Annotated in this window: 15 protein-coding genes and 2 pseudogenes; 8 read left to right on the top strand and 9 right to left on the bottom strand. The window is 41.2% G+C overall.

What is annotated here, in order from left to right; genetic code table 11:
• Positions 1-113: 113 nt before the first annotated feature.
• Complete coding sequence (locus tag H6G92_RS25055; protein ID WP_190896859.1) at positions 114-269, bottom strand: UPF0175 family protein; 156 nt, start codon at positions 267-269, stop codon at positions 114-116.
• Positions 270-443: 174 nt separating this feature from the next.
• Between H6G92_RS25055 and H6G92_RS25050 the strand changes: the two genes are divergently transcribed.
• The 5 genes and pseudogenes from H6G92_RS25050 (at position 444) to H6G92_RS25030 (ending at position 3020) form a co-directional block, all read left to right on the top strand.
• Complete coding sequence (locus H6G92_RS25050) at positions 444-920, top strand: hypothetical protein (RefSeq protein ID WP_190896857.1); 477 nt, start codon at positions 444-446, stop codon at positions 918-920.
• A 3-nt stretch (positions 921-923) separates the two neighbouring features.
• A pseudogene (locus H6G92_RS25045) lies at positions 924-1172 on the top strand (DUF4926 domain-containing protein).
• A gap of 751 nt (positions 1173-1923) precedes the next feature.
• Positions 1924-2133 (top strand): DUF2997 domain-containing protein, encoded by a 210-nt coding sequence (locus H6G92_RS25040; protein ID WP_012406943.1) that lies wholly within the window; start codon positions 1924-1926, stop codon positions 2131-2133.
• A gap of 39 nt (positions 2134-2172) precedes the next feature.
• Positions 2173-2559, top strand: coding sequence for a DUF1257 domain-containing protein (locus tag H6G92_RS25035; protein ID WP_190727888.1), 387 nt, complete (start codon positions 2173-2175; stop codon positions 2557-2559).
• Positions 2559-3020, top strand: coding sequence for a ferredoxin (locus tag H6G92_RS25030; protein ID WP_190896854.1), 462 nt, complete (start codon positions 2559-2561; stop codon positions 3018-3020). Before H6G92_RS25035 ends, H6G92_RS25030 begins: the two co-directional genes overlap by 1 nt.
• A 130-nt stretch (positions 3021-3150) precedes the next feature.
• On the opposite strand, the gene H6G92_RS25025 is transcribed toward H6G92_RS25030, so the two are convergent.
• From H6G92_RS25025 to H6G92_RS25015, 3 genes are all read right to left on the bottom strand, one after another.
• Positions 3151-3435 (bottom strand): YiaA/YiaB family inner membrane protein, encoded by a 285-nt coding sequence (locus H6G92_RS25025; RefSeq protein ID WP_190896852.1) that lies wholly within the window; start codon positions 3433-3435, stop codon positions 3151-3153.
• A gap of 269 nt (positions 3436-3704) precedes the next feature.
• A complete protein-coding gene (locus tag H6G92_RS25020; RefSeq protein WP_190896850.1) occupies positions 3705-5375 on the bottom strand; it encodes a DUF4335 domain-containing protein in 1671 nt (556 codons plus the stop codon).
• A gap of 230 nt (positions 5376-5605) precedes the next feature.
• Positions 5606-6211, bottom strand: coding sequence for a DUF3038 domain-containing protein (locus tag H6G92_RS25015; RefSeq protein WP_012406938.1), 606 nt, complete (start codon positions 6209-6211; stop codon positions 5606-5608).
• Between the two features lie 971 nt (positions 6212-7182).
• On the opposite strand from H6G92_RS25015, the gene H6G92_RS25010 reads away from it, so the two are divergent.
• Complete coding sequence (locus H6G92_RS25010) at positions 7183-7350, top strand: hypothetical protein (RefSeq protein WP_190896848.1); 168 nt, start codon at positions 7183-7185, stop codon at positions 7348-7350.
• A 260-nt stretch (positions 7351-7610) separates the two neighbouring features.
• Here the strand turns inward: H6G92_RS25010 and H6G92_RS25005 are convergent.
• A pseudogene (locus H6G92_RS25005) lies at positions 7611-7760 on the bottom strand (IS5/IS1182 family transposase); the annotation flags it as partial.
• Positions 7761-7841: 81 nt separating this feature from the next.
• Entirely contained in the window at positions 7842-10259 is a 2418-nt protein-coding gene (locus H6G92_RS25000; protein WP_190896845.1) for an endonuclease MutS2, read from the bottom strand.
• A gap of 587 nt (positions 10260-10846) precedes the next feature.
• On the opposite strand from H6G92_RS25000, the gene H6G92_RS24995 reads away from it, so the two are divergent.
• Complete coding sequence (locus H6G92_RS24995; RefSeq protein ID WP_190896844.1) at positions 10847-11524, top strand: OB-fold-containig protein; 678 nt, start codon at positions 10847-10849, stop codon at positions 11522-11524.
• Positions 11525-11543: 19 nt separating this feature from the next.
• A complete protein-coding gene (locus H6G92_RS24990) occupies positions 11544-13493 on the top strand; it encodes an SPFH domain-containing protein (protein WP_190896842.1) in 1950 nt (649 codons plus the stop codon).
• Here the strand turns inward: H6G92_RS24990 and H6G92_RS24985 are convergent.
• The 3 genes from H6G92_RS24985 to H6G92_RS24975 all read right to left on the bottom strand — a co-directional run bounded on the left by H6G92_RS24985 (position 13490) and on the right by H6G92_RS24975 (position 15694).
• Entirely contained in the window at positions 13490-13786 is a 297-nt protein-coding gene (locus tag H6G92_RS24985) for a DUF2288 domain-containing protein (RefSeq protein ID WP_190896871.1), read from the bottom strand. The genes H6G92_RS24990 and H6G92_RS24985 overlap by 4 nt on opposite strands.
• Before the next feature lie 77 nt (positions 13787-13863).
• Positions 13864-14901: an AI-2E family transporter gene (locus H6G92_RS24980; RefSeq protein ID WP_190896840.1), complete on the bottom strand. Its 1038-nt coding sequence runs from the start codon at positions 14899-14901 to the stop codon at positions 13864-13866.
• A gap of 154 nt (positions 14902-15055) precedes the next feature.
• Positions 15056-15694, bottom strand: a complete 639-nt coding sequence (locus H6G92_RS24975; RefSeq protein ID WP_190896838.1) for a lysophospholipid acyltransferase family protein — start codon at positions 15692-15694, stop codon at positions 15056-15058.
• Positions 15695-15744 lie beyond the last annotated feature (50 nt).

Here is a 15744-nt window from a genome sequence, read left to right as displayed (position 1 = left end):
TCGGCAGTAGGGGTTCAAGGATTTCCCACTCTTCGTCTGTTAGGCTGCTAGAGTACGGCATGACTGCTGGATACGGCTTTTGCGGTAACTGTACTTCAAGATAGTAAAAGATGTCAAATGGATTCTATACGGTTTATCCCTGCAAATCGGCTGGCTTGAGCAAGGGTTAACTTTTCTTTTTGAAAGAGCATCACTGCAATTTCCTGCTTCATTTCGCCTTCAGTCATCCGAGTTGCGGTTAATATTTCATTAGGAATGACGACGTTCATAATTACAATCCTTTCTATCACTACTATTCTAAGCAGCTTGGGCATCGCCAAGTGATAATCAGGTAAATAAACCGAACCGTATCCTTTTTATAAAAATTGTTTATGTCATAATGTAACGCTTTGTTATGGTTTGGGAACCCTAAAAATAATACTTGAGTACTGAATACGGTCTATATGGCAATAAAGGATGTTCTTGCAGATTTCGAGGGAGATGATTTCGTCACTTTCAGAATTATTCGTGCTGCTCGCAGTTTTAATGGTCAAGGTACTTCACTTTATTACTATATTGATGGTAAAGATTCTGATGGGCTTGTTGCTGGTCTAAAACTAGACTTTTTTAAAGAAGTTCGCTTTACTAACTTTAAGAAACATCATCCAACAGAGAAATATAAACCTTATTTTGATAAATTCATTTCTGGATGGTCTTGTAGCCATGATGATGTGTTGCAATGTTTTACATCATCGAATTCAATAACAAAAGTGCAATTAGACAAGATGGCTAAACATTGGGAAATTCCTGTAGAGCGATTTATCAATACCTTGTTGCTTGCATATATGTTGTTGTGGGATGCTGAAGATGATGGCTGGCTTGATGGATCTGATTGGGACGGTGGAGATTTCAGGGGTTCCTTGCCTCCACCAAAGCTATGAAGTATGAATAAAATTAGAATTGACTTGCTGGATGTAGTAGCGCTGACAGTTGATCTATCTGAATATAACCTGTAGCGTGGTCAAGTTGGGACAGTAGTAGAATTATTAGCTGGTGGTGCTGCGTTTGAGGTTGAATTTAGCGATCGCAACGGCTGCACTTACGAATCTGTCGGTTTACGCCCAGAGCAAATTATGGTATTAGATTTTGAGCCAGCATCCCCAGATTCAGTTTCGGAAATGGTGACAGCATGAGTGGTTGTGCCAAAAGCAATGCTTGCATATACAGATATAGAGTAAAGAGCGATCGCCTGTTGTAGTGTAAAGAGCGATGTCTAAGTTAAGTTACTTCTACACATATTACACGCATACCTAAAAGTGCGATCGCATAAAGATTGCTGTCCAAACAGCTACAATATTTATCTCTGATCAGGCTCGGCAAGTGATTAGAGAGTATTCGAGGGTTTGGCAACTAGCTCCTTCTATAAGTTCATAAATCCAAAGGAGTGTTTTCACTTAGTGTTTTCACTTAATGATTAGTTGTGACCCAGAGGTTACTTGTTACCGCGTACTCAAGAGGTATAAACAGCTAGTGCTCTTTCAGGATACCCGGCGCTGCATCTAACCTAAGTTAGAACCCTTGCTAAAAATAAGTCTAAACTAATGGTAATGATAAAATTTTTCAATAAATTTTATATTTTTGTGAATTGCCCTGCTGGCTATACTACGTCTAATGGTTATTTTTAGGACTTTTACAGCTTATTTAGCAAGCTTAGTAGTTACCTTGACTAATTGGTAAGGTTAAGAGAGACTAACTAAAGACTGATGTGCCTGCTTATATAATTAATAAGTTTTGTAAAGATTCTGAGATATATATGTTGAGAGATGGAACATTATTTAACAAATGGCAAGTTTGTATCTAAGTAAAAATGTTCCGATGGCTATATTTGTAGCCTTCTGCTAAAGCAGTAAAATTTAAGCGTACTTATCGTGGTTGGCCAAGAGCATGGAGACATTAGAGTTCATAATCTATCCAGACGGTCGGGTACAAGAGAAAGTCACTGGCATTGTGGGTGCTTCTTGCGCTGAGGTTACAGCAGCAATAGAGGCACAGCTGGGGCAAGTACTTAATCATGAGCCAACCTCAGAATATTTCGCCGCGAAGGTGCAGCAATCTAATGTGGCGAATACACACACCACTTACAGCGATTGGTAAGTTTTCACAGTAGTTTAGTGTAATTAATTCACAACCACCATGTCACACTTTAGCCAAATTAAGACTCAAATCCGTAACCTTGATTCTTTAAAAGATGCTCTGACTGAATTGGGCATAGACTGGAAACCCGGCCCACGCGAAGTACGCGGTTATCGCGGTCAAACCCATCCTGCGGAAGTTAGTATTGAGCAGGAAAATGGCTACGACATCGGCTTTAGATGGAATGGCAAGGAATATGAACTGGTAGCTGATTTGCAATATTGGCAGCAAAACCTGTCTGTAGATGGATTTTTACGTCAGGTAACACAGCGTTATGCTTATCAAACAGTTGTGAAAGAAACCGCTCGTGTTGGCTTTCAAGTGTCTGAACAACAAAAAAATGAAGATGGTTCAATTCGCCTAGTAGTACAGCGCTGGAGTGCGTAATGGCTGATTTTCTGCCGTCGCCGGAAGAACAAGAAGACAATCGTTCCGGTTTGGAACCAGAATTAGGGGGTTTTTTACGGGATGCCCCAGAACGTTCTGGTTTAGAACCGGAATTGGGCGGTATTCTGCGCCAAAATGGTGTTTATGTTGATGAAATCACCTGTATTGGTTGCAAGCACTGCGCTCATGTTGCACGTAACACCTTTTACATTGAACCAGATTACGGGCGATCGCGCGTGGTTCGGCAAGATGGGGACGCGGAAGAAATTATCCAAGAAGCAATTGACACTTGTCCAGTTGATTGCATTCATTGGGTTGATTACACTCAACTGAAAAAGTTAGAAGATGAGCGCAAATATCAGGTAATTCCTGTAGTGGGTTATCCGGTAGAACAGGCAGTTGCTGCTAGTGAACGTCGGCGTAAAAAGCAAAAGTTAAAGACCAAAAAATCCCGTTATTAAGATAAAAACGTTAAATTAATATAATAAAGGACTGGATATACCAGTCCTTTTGTTTTTGGTAATATAGTTAATTTCTAACAGCTTTTTGGTAAAGCGTTTTAATCTTAATCTAAAATTGGTATGACTGCCTTCATTTTAAATTTAGAGGATCGTGTTGTGAAAGCAATTTTTCTACTTTTGCCTCGTCTAATCTAGCAGTTAATCTTCTAGTTTCGTGCAAGTCTCTAGTAGTTTTTGCCAAAGTAAAAGTTGAGCCAACAGAAAAAGCTAAACCCATACCCATAAAGCCTTTTACCCAAGTATTCACAGGCAAATTTACAATACCAAAGGTGGTCATAGAAATAGAAATCACAAAAGCTGCCCAAGTTTGAATAACCCAAGCGGGACTGTCTTTTTGAGTACCAATTGTTTGCATATTTCCTACCTTTTATATGAGTTATTTATACCAATTCATAATTAATAGGCGTAAGATTTAATCTGGGTTGCCAGACTTGTAACAGTAGTTTTATTTTGGAGAATTGGTATTAACAGTAATTGTATTGATTGGTAGGTTTACTGGTATCAATAGTAAGACCAGTTTGGTAACTGGACTCCAAAAGGCAACCTCAAGAGCAATTGGATTAAATAGAAACTGGCACAAGATTTGTACCAGTTTTACAAGTGGCATTAAACGGATTAGTTTACTTATTCATCTGGAAACGTCTGTACCTTGCCATCAGGACTGAGAACAACTCGAATTCTGACATTTTGTCCGCGTGTATTGGCGGAAACAAAAGGTTGACCAACTTCAGGCATCCCAGCGGTATCAACGAATTCTCTTGCTGCCTTATTAAGGGGAAAAATTCGTTCAACTGTGCCGTCAACACTGACTATCAAACTGTACTCTAATGTTTGTCCTAGTCCAGTGGGTGGTTGCCAACGTTTTTTTAGGTATTCTCTAGCTTCTGCTATTTGGGGTGTATCAAATAAAGTGCCAGTAGCCACTTCTGTGGATGTAGGGGTTTTGCGTCCATCCCCTAATTGATCGATGAATGGATTATTATCCGCAGTTCTAGAGGAGGGAAGTTGTGAAGCAGGTTTATCTCCAGGAGAAGGTGGCTGTAGAGAATTAATTCTTTCCTCTAGCTGTTGTGAGTTTAGTGGGGAAGGTTGGGTAGGGATATTGCTAGCACTATTATTGGGTATAGTGCCAATAGATGGAGGGACTGGTGAGATATTAGTTGGTAAGCTGCTTGTGTTAGCAGATAGTCTGGGTGGCAAATTCCGCAGTTGAGGGAGAGTACCAGCTTGGGGACTTGCCCCTGTAGGGTTCTGTCCCAGATTTGGTAGTATGGCTATTTCCTGTCCTGGGGTTTTGCTGGATGGTGCGTTAGCGTTCGCGGAGCGTCTCGTAGAGAAGCTCGCCGTTCGCGTAGCGTCTTGCAGAGAAGGCATCGCTCGATTAGTGGGAAGGGTTGAAGTCGTACCCTGCGGTATTGTCAGTGCATTATTTGGAAATAGAGGTGGCGGTGTAGAGAAACTGGAACTAGGGGCTGTTAGAGGTGCTTGGGGCAAACTGGATGTAGAAAGTGGAGGGGTAGAACCTAGTAAATTATCTGATGGAGTGGTAAGTCCAGGTTCAGGCGTGGGAAAGTTTAGTGAGGGTGAAGGTTCTAAAGCAGTCTTTAGGGCTGCTGGATCTGCTGTTTTAGCTGTCTGCTGTTGCTTTTCCCTAATATTGTTAGCATATTGCCAAGTAACTGGTAAAAAACCTACACCTAATACTAATACTGCGGCAATAGGGGTCCAAGCAGGGAACCTCAAAGTCGAACTCCTGCTATTGAGAGCTGGGAGTGCCATGACATCAGTTGAGTATTCATCTAAAGCACTTGCCAAATCAAATAGTTGCAGCAGACTGAGTTGAATTACGGGGCCAGATGAGTGGTTAGCAAGAGAACCGAGAAATAAATTATGAGTTAAATAGCTGCTTGGTTCTAGGTGGATATTTGCCCCAGAAATCTGGGTATTAAAGGAATTTAATGTTTTTGTTGAGGACTTTAATTCCGGCTCATCCAGTGCTGTGCTTGACTGCTGGGTACCGGAGAAGCTGACCCAAAAGCTTTCTGGAGGCTGTTGAAGGAATTCTTGTACGTAGTTTGTAACTGCATCACATAAGGCTTCTAGTTGGTCGCGATCGCCTCGAATTGGGACTCTGTGTTCTTCTGGTAGTCGGGGATCATCAAAACGTAGCTCAAAGCTCAGGTGCTTGAGGACAGTTTTCCCCATCCAACGGGACAGAGGTGAGCTTTGGGCGAATACTTCTAGCGTGCAAGTAGGCGGTGTGTAGCAACGAATGACAGAATTTGATAGAGGCATGGCAGGAACTGCGAAGAAGACTATTTGGGATTTTGCAAAAAGTTGAGCCAGTTGCTTGCAAAGAAAAGTTGAAACGGCGGATTCCTCCACTCATAGCTTTGTCAGGTTCCTTCCTTTATGCAAGGAGGAAGCAGTACTGATAGCGCATCGCCCAACAGCTAACGACTATCAAAAAGGAATCCTTACCTAGCAAACTTTCCAAAGCGAATTTTGGTTGAGGAATTTCAAATCTAAAATTTTGTAGAACGATCTATAAGTGCTAGCCAGAGACGGCGATGCCCACCAGGAGCACTGTAAAAAAGTAAATCTACAAGCAGTTTTAGTGCCAGGTTGGTAAGTAAATCCGTTGAGATTTTCTCGTCCTCTTCCATCCGCTCTTGGTAGGTGTTGCAAAAAGCATCAATATAGTCTCCAAGTAAAGCAGCCTGGTGAGGTTCCCGGTTATTTTCTGCCATTTGTTCCAACAGACCGACAGCGCGGCGAATCAATTCCTGGTGCTGTTTGGCTAGGTAGCAGATGATCAGAACAAGCGATCGCGCTTCTTCGACATCTAGCTTTTTTCGCCCTCCTTGACCTTTGCGTAGGGGATTTGATTGGCGCAGTCGCCATAAAGCTACGCGGTCTGGCACTCTTGACTCTAAATTCAGATCAGTTGCCGCTGAAAGCATAGCCTCTGAACCAATCCCAGTTAAAGTTTCTAGCGCCAACAGCACCAAGTCTAATTGGGTTTTGATATTGTCCCATTGAACTGTGTTTGGGGCTGGAAGCTTGATTAAATCCTCCCACTGGGAATTTGGAGTGGCTGAGTTGGCGGCCGAGTGCATAACTTTTAGCATAGGTGATCAAGCTGATAGGGGATGTTGCTGTTACCCATTTTGAAACCAGACTCTCTAGCATCTAGCTTGGTTTCCCATAGCTATGAGCCTGAGGCTTCAGCTAGATTTTTTCTATGTGGTAAACAGCAGGGATCTTTGTCCTACTCTAGATGAAAATTTATTTTCAACAAAGTAGAAAATTATCAATTCTAGTTAAGGTTTACTCGACTTTCGCTGCTAGCTCCGTACAAGAGTATAAATAAACAATCTTAAGAATGCTAACCGCTAATTATCGCTAAGTAATTATGTAGAATACCTCCTAATTTATTTGCGGTTTTAAATTTTGAAATTTCTTGATGTTTATTACTTGGTCTTCATGTATACATAATTACTATACAAATTTTTTGCCTGTTGCTAAAGGTTCTTCTTGCTGCTGGACATCATCTCACCTCAGTTTTGCTTGTGTGCAGCCTGTTATTTCAGGACAAGTTGGGCGACATCAGGACGATTGATGCCTCCATGAAACTGATGACAAACTTAAAAATTTAATAAAGTCAGCATTTGAAGATATTGGATAATTGATTTTTATCCAACTTAGTTGGTATTATAGCTCTAACCACAAACCACGCACATGAAAGAAATAACACAACAGGTTTATTATTTAAGTCTACTAAGGGCTTTGTTCCCGTCGGTGCAAGACAAATTTTATGACACTGTGTGTACCTCGCTTCACTTTTTTTCCTTTGCTACACCGAATTATTGAGCCGATACAAAACATCAATATCTTTTGCAGCTTTTATCAAGAAATTTAAGGTGACTAAAGGCTATATTTTTCATGTTCCATAAGTGATAAAATTATTTTTTTTATTTCTACCTTTAGGATAATTTAATCTCTACAAAACAGTTTTAAAAATAAAACCATAGGTATTAAGCATATGTCTTTTTTGTAGATATATGTTTGATACCTGATTAAGTAAGTGAGGTCAACAATTATGTCAAACCAAGTCGTTAAATCTGATTTGCTTGAAGAGCTATCCAAAGATGAACAGCAGGTTGTAGCTGGTGGCTGGGTTCGAGGTGGCTGGGGTCACCGTGGCTGGGGTCACGGTGGCTGGGGTCACCGTGGCTGGGGTCGCCGTGGCTGGGGCGGCTGGCGCTAAGTCGGCAAAACTCATAGATTACGCAGGCTCTTAGTTTAAACTGGAAAATTTGTGGGGAAAGGAGAAAACTTACATAACTCACTCAAGATAAATCAAATTTTGGAGGAACTAAATTAACATAACAGAGATATTAAAGCTAAATGCTATATATAGCATTTAGCTTTCTACTCCTTTCTGACTAAATAAATTGGTAGCATACATGTTTTCAGTTATTTATTAATTACTGAAATTATTTAATCAATTTATTTTTTTGCTCCGATTTATAGGGCTAATTCGTGATTATAAATCCCCGCAACCCAATTCGACCTTAAACCAAAACGTCGGTGACGATTTCGATATCTATAATCCAAAATTTTAAAGGTTTTTAGACGACGATTCACGTGTTCAACAGTGATTCTTAATCGATTGAGTTAATAAAGAAACTCGCAAACAGTAAATCTTGGTTGGTATTCTCTCTAAAGATTCTCAAGATTACCATTTGCAAGTGAACTTTATTTGATGTGAGCAACGGTAACACCACTGCCGCCATCTCCTTGTTCTGCTGGTTCGTAGTTGTTCACTCTGGGATGATGTTGCAGAAAGGCGTGAACTCCTTGTCGCAGCTTACCAGTGCCGTATCCGTGAATAATCCAGACTGGGCCTGTAGCTTCCGAGATGGCTTTATCTAAAATATATTCGGCATCAGCCACCCGTTTACCGCGCAAATCAATGGTGTTTTGCGAGGTGCGAATTTCTGGAACACTTTGCGGTGGTGGTGTTACTGGTGCTGGGGCTGATTTAGGTTTGACGATTGGTTCTGCTTTTTGACCATCTAAAGATTCTACGTCTTGCAACTTCACAGTCATCTTCATTAGCCCAAACCGAACACTTAACTCGCCATCTTCATCAGGGGCGGTGATCACATCCGCTATCTGTCCGAGTTTGGGAATGCGGACGCGATCGCCTATTTTGGGCATAAACCCAGCTTTTGGTTTTGCTGGCGTTGCTGGCTGATATTGCTGGCCAATTTGATTCAAGGCATTAGTTGCTTGCTGCGCCTCTTGGGCTGTAGGCGTACCTTGCTGCAAACGGCGAATCACTTGGGCAATTTCACTTTTCGCCTGAGCGATCGCTTGTTTTACTGCTACTTCCTGTGAAGCCCGCAAACTACTTTCTCTCTCCTCCAAACTTGCGGCTTTTGCTGATACTTCTTTGTATAAACGTTCCGCTTGCTGCAACAAACTTTGGGCTTCGGCCGCTTTGGTTTCCTGGCGGCGGCGTTGCGCTTCTAAGCCAGCAATCACCTGGTTAACTTCATCTGTGGCCTCTCCCACTTGAATTTTCGCTTCTTCTACCACTTCTGGTTTTAATCCCAAGCGTAGGGCAATAGTCAGAGCGTTAGAACGTCCCGGGATGCCCCACAGGAGACGGTAGGTAGGCGAGAGAGTACTTTCGTCAAATTCTACAGAGGCATTTTCAAACCGCTCATTTTCGTATTTCAGGGCTTTTAATTCCCCAAAGTGAGTGGTGGCGATCGTTAGCTGGGCGTGGTTGGCTAGATATTGCAACAAGGCGATCGCTAAAGCACTACCCTCAACTGGATCGGTTCCTGCACCGACTTCATCGAGTAAGACTAGGGATTGGGGATTAGGAATTTCTTTTTCTCCAGTCCCCAGTCCCAAGTTCCCAGTACCCAATGCTTCTAAAATCCGACTAATCCTGCGGATGTGACCAGAAAATGTGGATAAACTTTGCTGCAAAGATTGTTCATCGCCAATATCTGCCAACACCTTATCAAACCAAGGTATTTCCACTGGTTCGCGGGCGGGGACAAACAAACCCACTTTGGCCATCAATGCTGCTAACCCCAAAGTTTTTAAGGTTACAGTTTTACCGCCAGTATTTGGCCCGGTAATGGTCACTACCCGAATCAACGGGTTTATCAGTAAATCTACAGGAACTACTGGTTGCCCTTGTTCATGCTGTTGCTGCCACACTAACAGAGGATGTCGTAAGTTCCGCAAGGTAATGATTTCACTGTCTTCCCGCTTGATAAATCGCGGGGGATTCGCTCCTAACCAGTAACTATAGCGCGATCTAGCGGTTGCCAGATCCAAAGTAGTAGCGATCGCTAACAATCTTTCCAAATCTGGTTTGACTGCGGCTACAAGTTCTGTCAAAGCACGGCGAACCGCTTCTTCTTCGGCTTGCTCTCTTCTGATGATCTGCCGCAGTTGGTTGCCTAGAGGTACTACCGAATTAGGTTCCACGTACAAGGTGGCACCACTGGTAGATGTATCGTGAACAATGCCGGGGATGGCATCTTTTTGGGGTGCTTTTACGGGGATGACAAAGCGATCGCCCCGTTGCGTAATTAGCTGTTCCTGAACTGCTCCAGATTTTGCCTGTAAGATATTTTGCAGCTTTTGGGTAATTTGGCTGCGTACTCGCCGCAAGTCTGTGCGAATTTCTCCCAGTTTTTGACTCGCGCGGTCAGTTACCTGGGCCCGTTCATCAATACAGCGGTGAATTTCCTGTTCTAGTTCTGGATAAGTCCGCAAATCGGCAACCAAATCAGTCAATATCGGCAAATCTTCCTGATTGTCAATGACACGGCGCAAATTTCTGGCACCAGCAAGGGTGGTAGCGATCGCTAACAGTTCATCCCCTGCCAAAATTCCACTGCGTTCTGCCCGTTCTAAGGAATCACCAATATCTTGAATTCCCTCAAATGACAGTCCCGTGGTGAGGCGAGTTTCCAGTTGGTAGACTTCTTTGGTTTGCTCTAACAACTGTTCGCTTTGGGTCTGAGAATCGGGTATTTTCAGATGACGCGCAGCTGTCGCCCCCAGCTTAGTTGCCGCAAAGGTGGCAAGGTGCTGGCAGAGGCGAGGCCATTCTAATAGTTCTAAGGTTTCAGATTGGATCAAGGTTTCAACATCTAATCTGAAATTATGGTAACAATTCTAGCTCCTAGATGGATAAATTTTAAAGGAGAAAATTTTGCTTTAGTCAATAGTGAAGAGGTATATTTTCCCTTTACTTACCTTCACTGATGAGCAATTGATGTATTTTATACTACCTAAAATATTATTCTAGTCTAAAGTTAAACATTTTTTTTGACTTCATATAATTATGCGATGTGACTGTATTTAAAAAAATAGACATTTTTCGGTAATCAAAGAAAATCGACTATTCCTCCGATCCCTTCATTGAGTGGGCGGCTATTCCTCCCATTTCCAAAGTTATTAATCATTGGTACTAATGACTTCGATTTTCCACAGCTTTTGATGAAATGCTGTGGGATGAGTTAAATCGTCTTTTATTTACTTAAGCTTTGGTTAATATTTATTTAACAATTATATTTTATTTTAAATAAAATTTATATTTGTTTTTCAAGCAAATACTCATAAGATAAAAATGTATCTTTTTGTATTGACAGTTGTAGTATTAATAAAAGAAATTCAAATGGATTAGATGCTATAAAACTACCAGCACATATCATTTACAAAATATTATGCTGTTTAGCCCAGCCAACTTGCCCTATTGGATTTTTCTGGGGATTGGAGTCTTGTTGTTCTTTTTTATGATAATTTCCGGCGGGGGAGGGCAAGATGTTGATGCAGATGTTGATGTAGATGCAGACTTAGATGCAGATAGCAGTAACGAATTGAGCTTTGGGCAATTCCTGGGATGGGTAGGTTTTGGTAAAGCACCACTCATATTGTTACTAGCAACAGATTTAAGCCTGTGGGGCGTTTTGGGGTGGATGTTAAATGTTTTTATTAGTGGAACTTCAAATAGTAATATTACTGCTTTTGTTGGAAGTGTTATATTATTTGGTTCGCTGATGATCAGTTTATTAATGGGAGGATTGATAGCACGACCAATTGGCAAGATTTTTGCCGAGTTTGGCGAGGATGCGAGTAGCGATCGCTTGATAGGTTGCGTTGGTATTGTTACCTCTGCTTACATTCCTACCGATAATCAAGGCAGAATTGGACAAGTAGATGTGCTAGATATCAAACGAAATTTTTTAACAATTAGTGCTGTGATACCAGACTGGGCAACTATTGCACCACAACGTGGGGAAAAAGTTTTAATCATTGAACATAAAGCACAAATTTACGTAGTTATTGCCAAAGATAGTCCTGATCAAGAACAATGGTTAACTAACTCATCTCAGAGAAATTAAATTTAGTGAGAGGAAAAATATGCTTTTTTGGTTAACTTTCATCCAGTACTTACCTAGCGTCACAATAGCTGAAGCTCCACAAATTAATTTTCAAACACAAAAAAAGCAAACAACATTAATTTCCCAAACACTTCCAGTCAAAATCCAGCCGACTGTTGCCCAAATTAACGGGGGATTAGTATTTCCTGGAATTATTGCCGCTTTGGTTTTATTACTACTATTTAGCCTGTTTGCTTATACGCGGGTTTATGTAGTTACACCCAACAACGAAGCTTTCGTCAGGACTGGTGGTCTTTTTATTAAAAAGAAATCAGTGATTCTTTATGGTGGTTGTATTGTTCTACCGGGATTTCATCAGCTAACTCGTGTACCTCTGCGAGAAATTTCTATTGATGTGGAACGCACAGGTAAGCTTGCAGTTCGGACTAAAGATTACTTACGAGCAGATATTAGAGTCACTTTTTATGTATGTATTAATGCCTCCGAAGATGATGTTTTAACAGCAGCCGCTAGACTATCTCAAAATGGCATTAAAATTACTCCTGAAGATATTAAAAATGCTTTAGAGAAACGAGCAGATGATGCAATTAGGGCGGCAGCTAAAACTAAGGATTTAGCGGAAATAGATTCTGATAAATTGGGGTTTGCTCAGGAGGTGTTGAACTTAGTTGGCACCGATTTGAAAAAAGTCGGATTAACTCTAAACAACATCGCCATCTCAGAAATATTAGAAAGTGTTACCTACGATCCAGATAACTTCTTTGATGCTCAAGGTGTGCGTTTACGAACAGAAATTATTCAGCGCTCAATTCAACAAAAACGGGAAGTTGAGTTAGCAGCACAAGTGACAATTGAGCAAAAAGAACTGGATGCCCAAAAGCGATCGCTACAAATTGCCCAAGAACAAGAAAGTGCTAAATTAGAGCAAAAATTGCAAGTAGAAGCATTAAAAGCCCAGAAAGAACGCGAAATTCAAGAATCCAAAGATAGAGAAGCTGCAACAGTACGGCGTACCAAAATTTTGCAGGAAAAATCAATTGAAGAAGAAGAAATTCGCAAAAAATTATCGGTGCAGCAAAGCCAAATTGAAGCTGATATTTCCCTAGAAGAACGCAATAAACAGCTAAATGTAGCGCAAACATTGCAAAAACAAGAATCTGAGCTTGCAGAGATTTTACGTCAACAAAGTGTAGAATCTGGAAAGCTACAAGCACAAGTGCAGATAGCTGAGTCAGAAAGATTGGCAAAGCTTGCTCAAGAAGATGTAGCGATCGCTATTGCTAACAAAAAACGCGAAAGCTTTGTTGCACAAGCACAACAAGCCAAAGCCGAGGAATCAGTTAAGACAGCAGGTGAAGTTGAAAAAGCCGAACGCAACAAACGCCTATCGGTGATTGCTGCGGAACGAGAAGCTGAAGAACGGAGTATTGGCGATCGCAACGTTGTGGAAATCGATGCTTTCCGCCGTCGTCGTCAAGCAGAAATCGCCCAACAAGCAGCAGAATTAGAAGCTGAAGCAATTCGCACTCTAGCAGCAGCTAACCGCGATAAAGTTTTAGCAGAAGCAGAAGGTATTCAAGCAAAAATTTCTGCCGAAAATTCCATTAGTAACGCCAACCTCACTGCCAAAATTATTACCTCAATCTGGCCAGAATTAGCCGATAAACTACCAGAAATTGTCACCGCTTTAGCACCACAACCGGGAGTTTTAGGAGATACTCGTATTTACTCATTCCCTGGTGCAAACGGCAGTAGTAGCAGTCAAGATATTAACAAATTACTACTATCCACCAGTGGACTTTCCTTAATCAATACTTTACTTGACGAAGGCAAATTAGGCGAATTAATTGGCCAAATCAGCCAGTTAGTGCGTGGCAATAACCAAGTAATAACTGACACAACAAGCCATATTTCCTTAGAAACTATCACAACACCAACTCTGATGGAAAACGCCACAAAAACTGATTAAGCAGCAACTATTTCTTGCGCCAGAACGTAAGGTTGAACAATGAGAGTATTAAATCGCTTAGTGCGATCGCTATTCCATTCTCCCACCTGTGCTGTCGTGGGTTTGGCAATCAATTGCTTATCAATCCACTGTTCCACCGATGGTATGTTATCACTGGCGATCGCTACTCCAACATCCACCAAGTTTAGCTCAAGTGCCACCAAAATTACTGCATCTCTTTGTACATGAGGAATTAGCCACTCCCACTCTGCCTCATCCAAAATTTCTGTTAATTCTGCTCTTAAATCCGACATCATTCCCCAATGTTTATTTGTAGATGGCTATTTTCCCATTATTAACTAAAAGGTACTTCATGACAAATAACCAATTACTAAACTTCTGATTTCATTTCATCAATTTCAAATAAAGATACAATTACTCCAGCTATAGGAATAGATATAAAAACACCTAATAATCCTGCTACTCTAGCGCCTATTAGCAAAGCAAAAAATACCACTACAGGATTAAGATTCAGCGCACCTTGCATAATTCGAGGCGCAATCAAGTTGTCTTGTATCTGTTGGAGAACAATACAAGCTATCAATACTTTCAATGCTAACCAAACGCCTTGAGACAACACAAATAGAGTAATTGTGCTTACTCCTAATGTTGCTCCTATGCCAGGAATGATATCAAGAATTCCAACTATTATTGACAATATTAAAGCAAAAGGTACTTTTAATATTAAGAAAACTAAAAAAGTAGAACTTGTGAGAAATGCACTTAATAATAACTGACCTCTAAAAAAACCTAAAAAAGAGCGTCTGATTATATTTGTAAATCTGTTACGTCGGTGTTTTGGGACTATTTTTAAAATAAAATTCCACAATTTTTCTCCATCTAGTAGCATGAAAAAAGCCACCACTGCAATCAATATAAAAGTTACGAAATTTGTCATAAACCCTTGTAAAATAGCTAAACTAGTCACAAGGCTTGATACAGCTTGATTCCGCAATTGCTCTTCAATGAAACTTAAATCTATCTGTAAATTACGGCTTTGCAAAAATCCTTCTAGCCGCTCTAATAAAGGTACTAAAGAATTTAAAAATGCCGTGATACTATCAATTAATTGTTGTCCTTGAGATAAAACCGTTAAGCCCACGGTAATTATCAGACCGCCTATAATCACAATACTGAGCAAGAAAATGACACCAACCGCTACACCGTGGGGCAAAAAACGCCGCAGTCCCTGTACAGGATAGCTGAGTAAAAAAGCCAAAATTGCAGCAAATGTAAAAATAACAATGACCGCTTCAAAGTAAGCTAAAAGCTGTACAATTGCCCAGCCAGAAGCAACCAAAAGCAAAAAGCGGACTAACGCCAGATTATTTAATCGCTCCCAAAAATTCTTGGCTTCAAAGCCGCTCATATGCTGTTTAGGGTTAAATTGATGGTAAATTTGCCTAGCAGTTGCATTTAAGCATAAAGTTAGACTTCATTGCTAGAGCACATTGACCTTAAACATACAGAGGCTAAGGTGCGATCGCTACCTCCCTAAAGCATATATTTCTTGCTTGTCTAACTCATCTTCCTAAATCATGCATCTCGTTAATTACCGTGGCACACTTTTGTGTCAACGCTTCCAATTCGTCTTTATTGGTGGAACTGGGAGCATCAATCAAGTTACCAATTCTCACAGTGATGGGAACTGCGCGAGGTAGGGAAGAGCCTTTTTGTAAAATCTCTTCAGTACCCCAGACACTCACGGGTAATATTGGGGCTTTTGCTTTCGCCGCTAGCAGCAGTGCGCCTCTCTTGGGGTCTGTAATTCGACCATCTGGGGTGCGAGTACCTTGCAAGAAAACACCGACAGCCCAACCATTATTGAGATATTCTAGGGCGGAACGGATGGCATTGCGATCGGCATTTCCTCGACTCACCGGGTAAGCACCGTACAATTTAATCGCTTGCGCCAAAATTGGGATCTTAAATAACTCTTCCTTAGCCATGTACGCCACTGGACGACGTACACAGTTGGAGACAATTGGCGGGTCAAAATAACTAGCGTGATTACTTACTACTAACAATGGCCCTGATTGGGGGACATTTTCCGTACCATAAATCTGGCCCCGAAAGTAAGTGTGAAGCATGGGGCTAACGACCGACCATTTAAAGGCGTGGTAAAGTGCCAGACTGATAAACGGTTCGCGGTTTCTGTCCACAGAAGATAATTCAAATCAGACTGAATTTAGCATACGCGATCGCAAGGCCC

Source organism: Nostoc foliaceum FACHB-393 (assembly GCF_014698505.1).
GTDB classification, from domain to species: Bacteria; Cyanobacteriota; Cyanobacteriia; order Cyanobacteriales; family Nostocaceae; genus Nostoc; species Nostoc foliaceum_A.
Note: the sequence above shows the minus strand (reverse complement) of the source record. Positions and strands in the feature narration are given on the sequence as shown.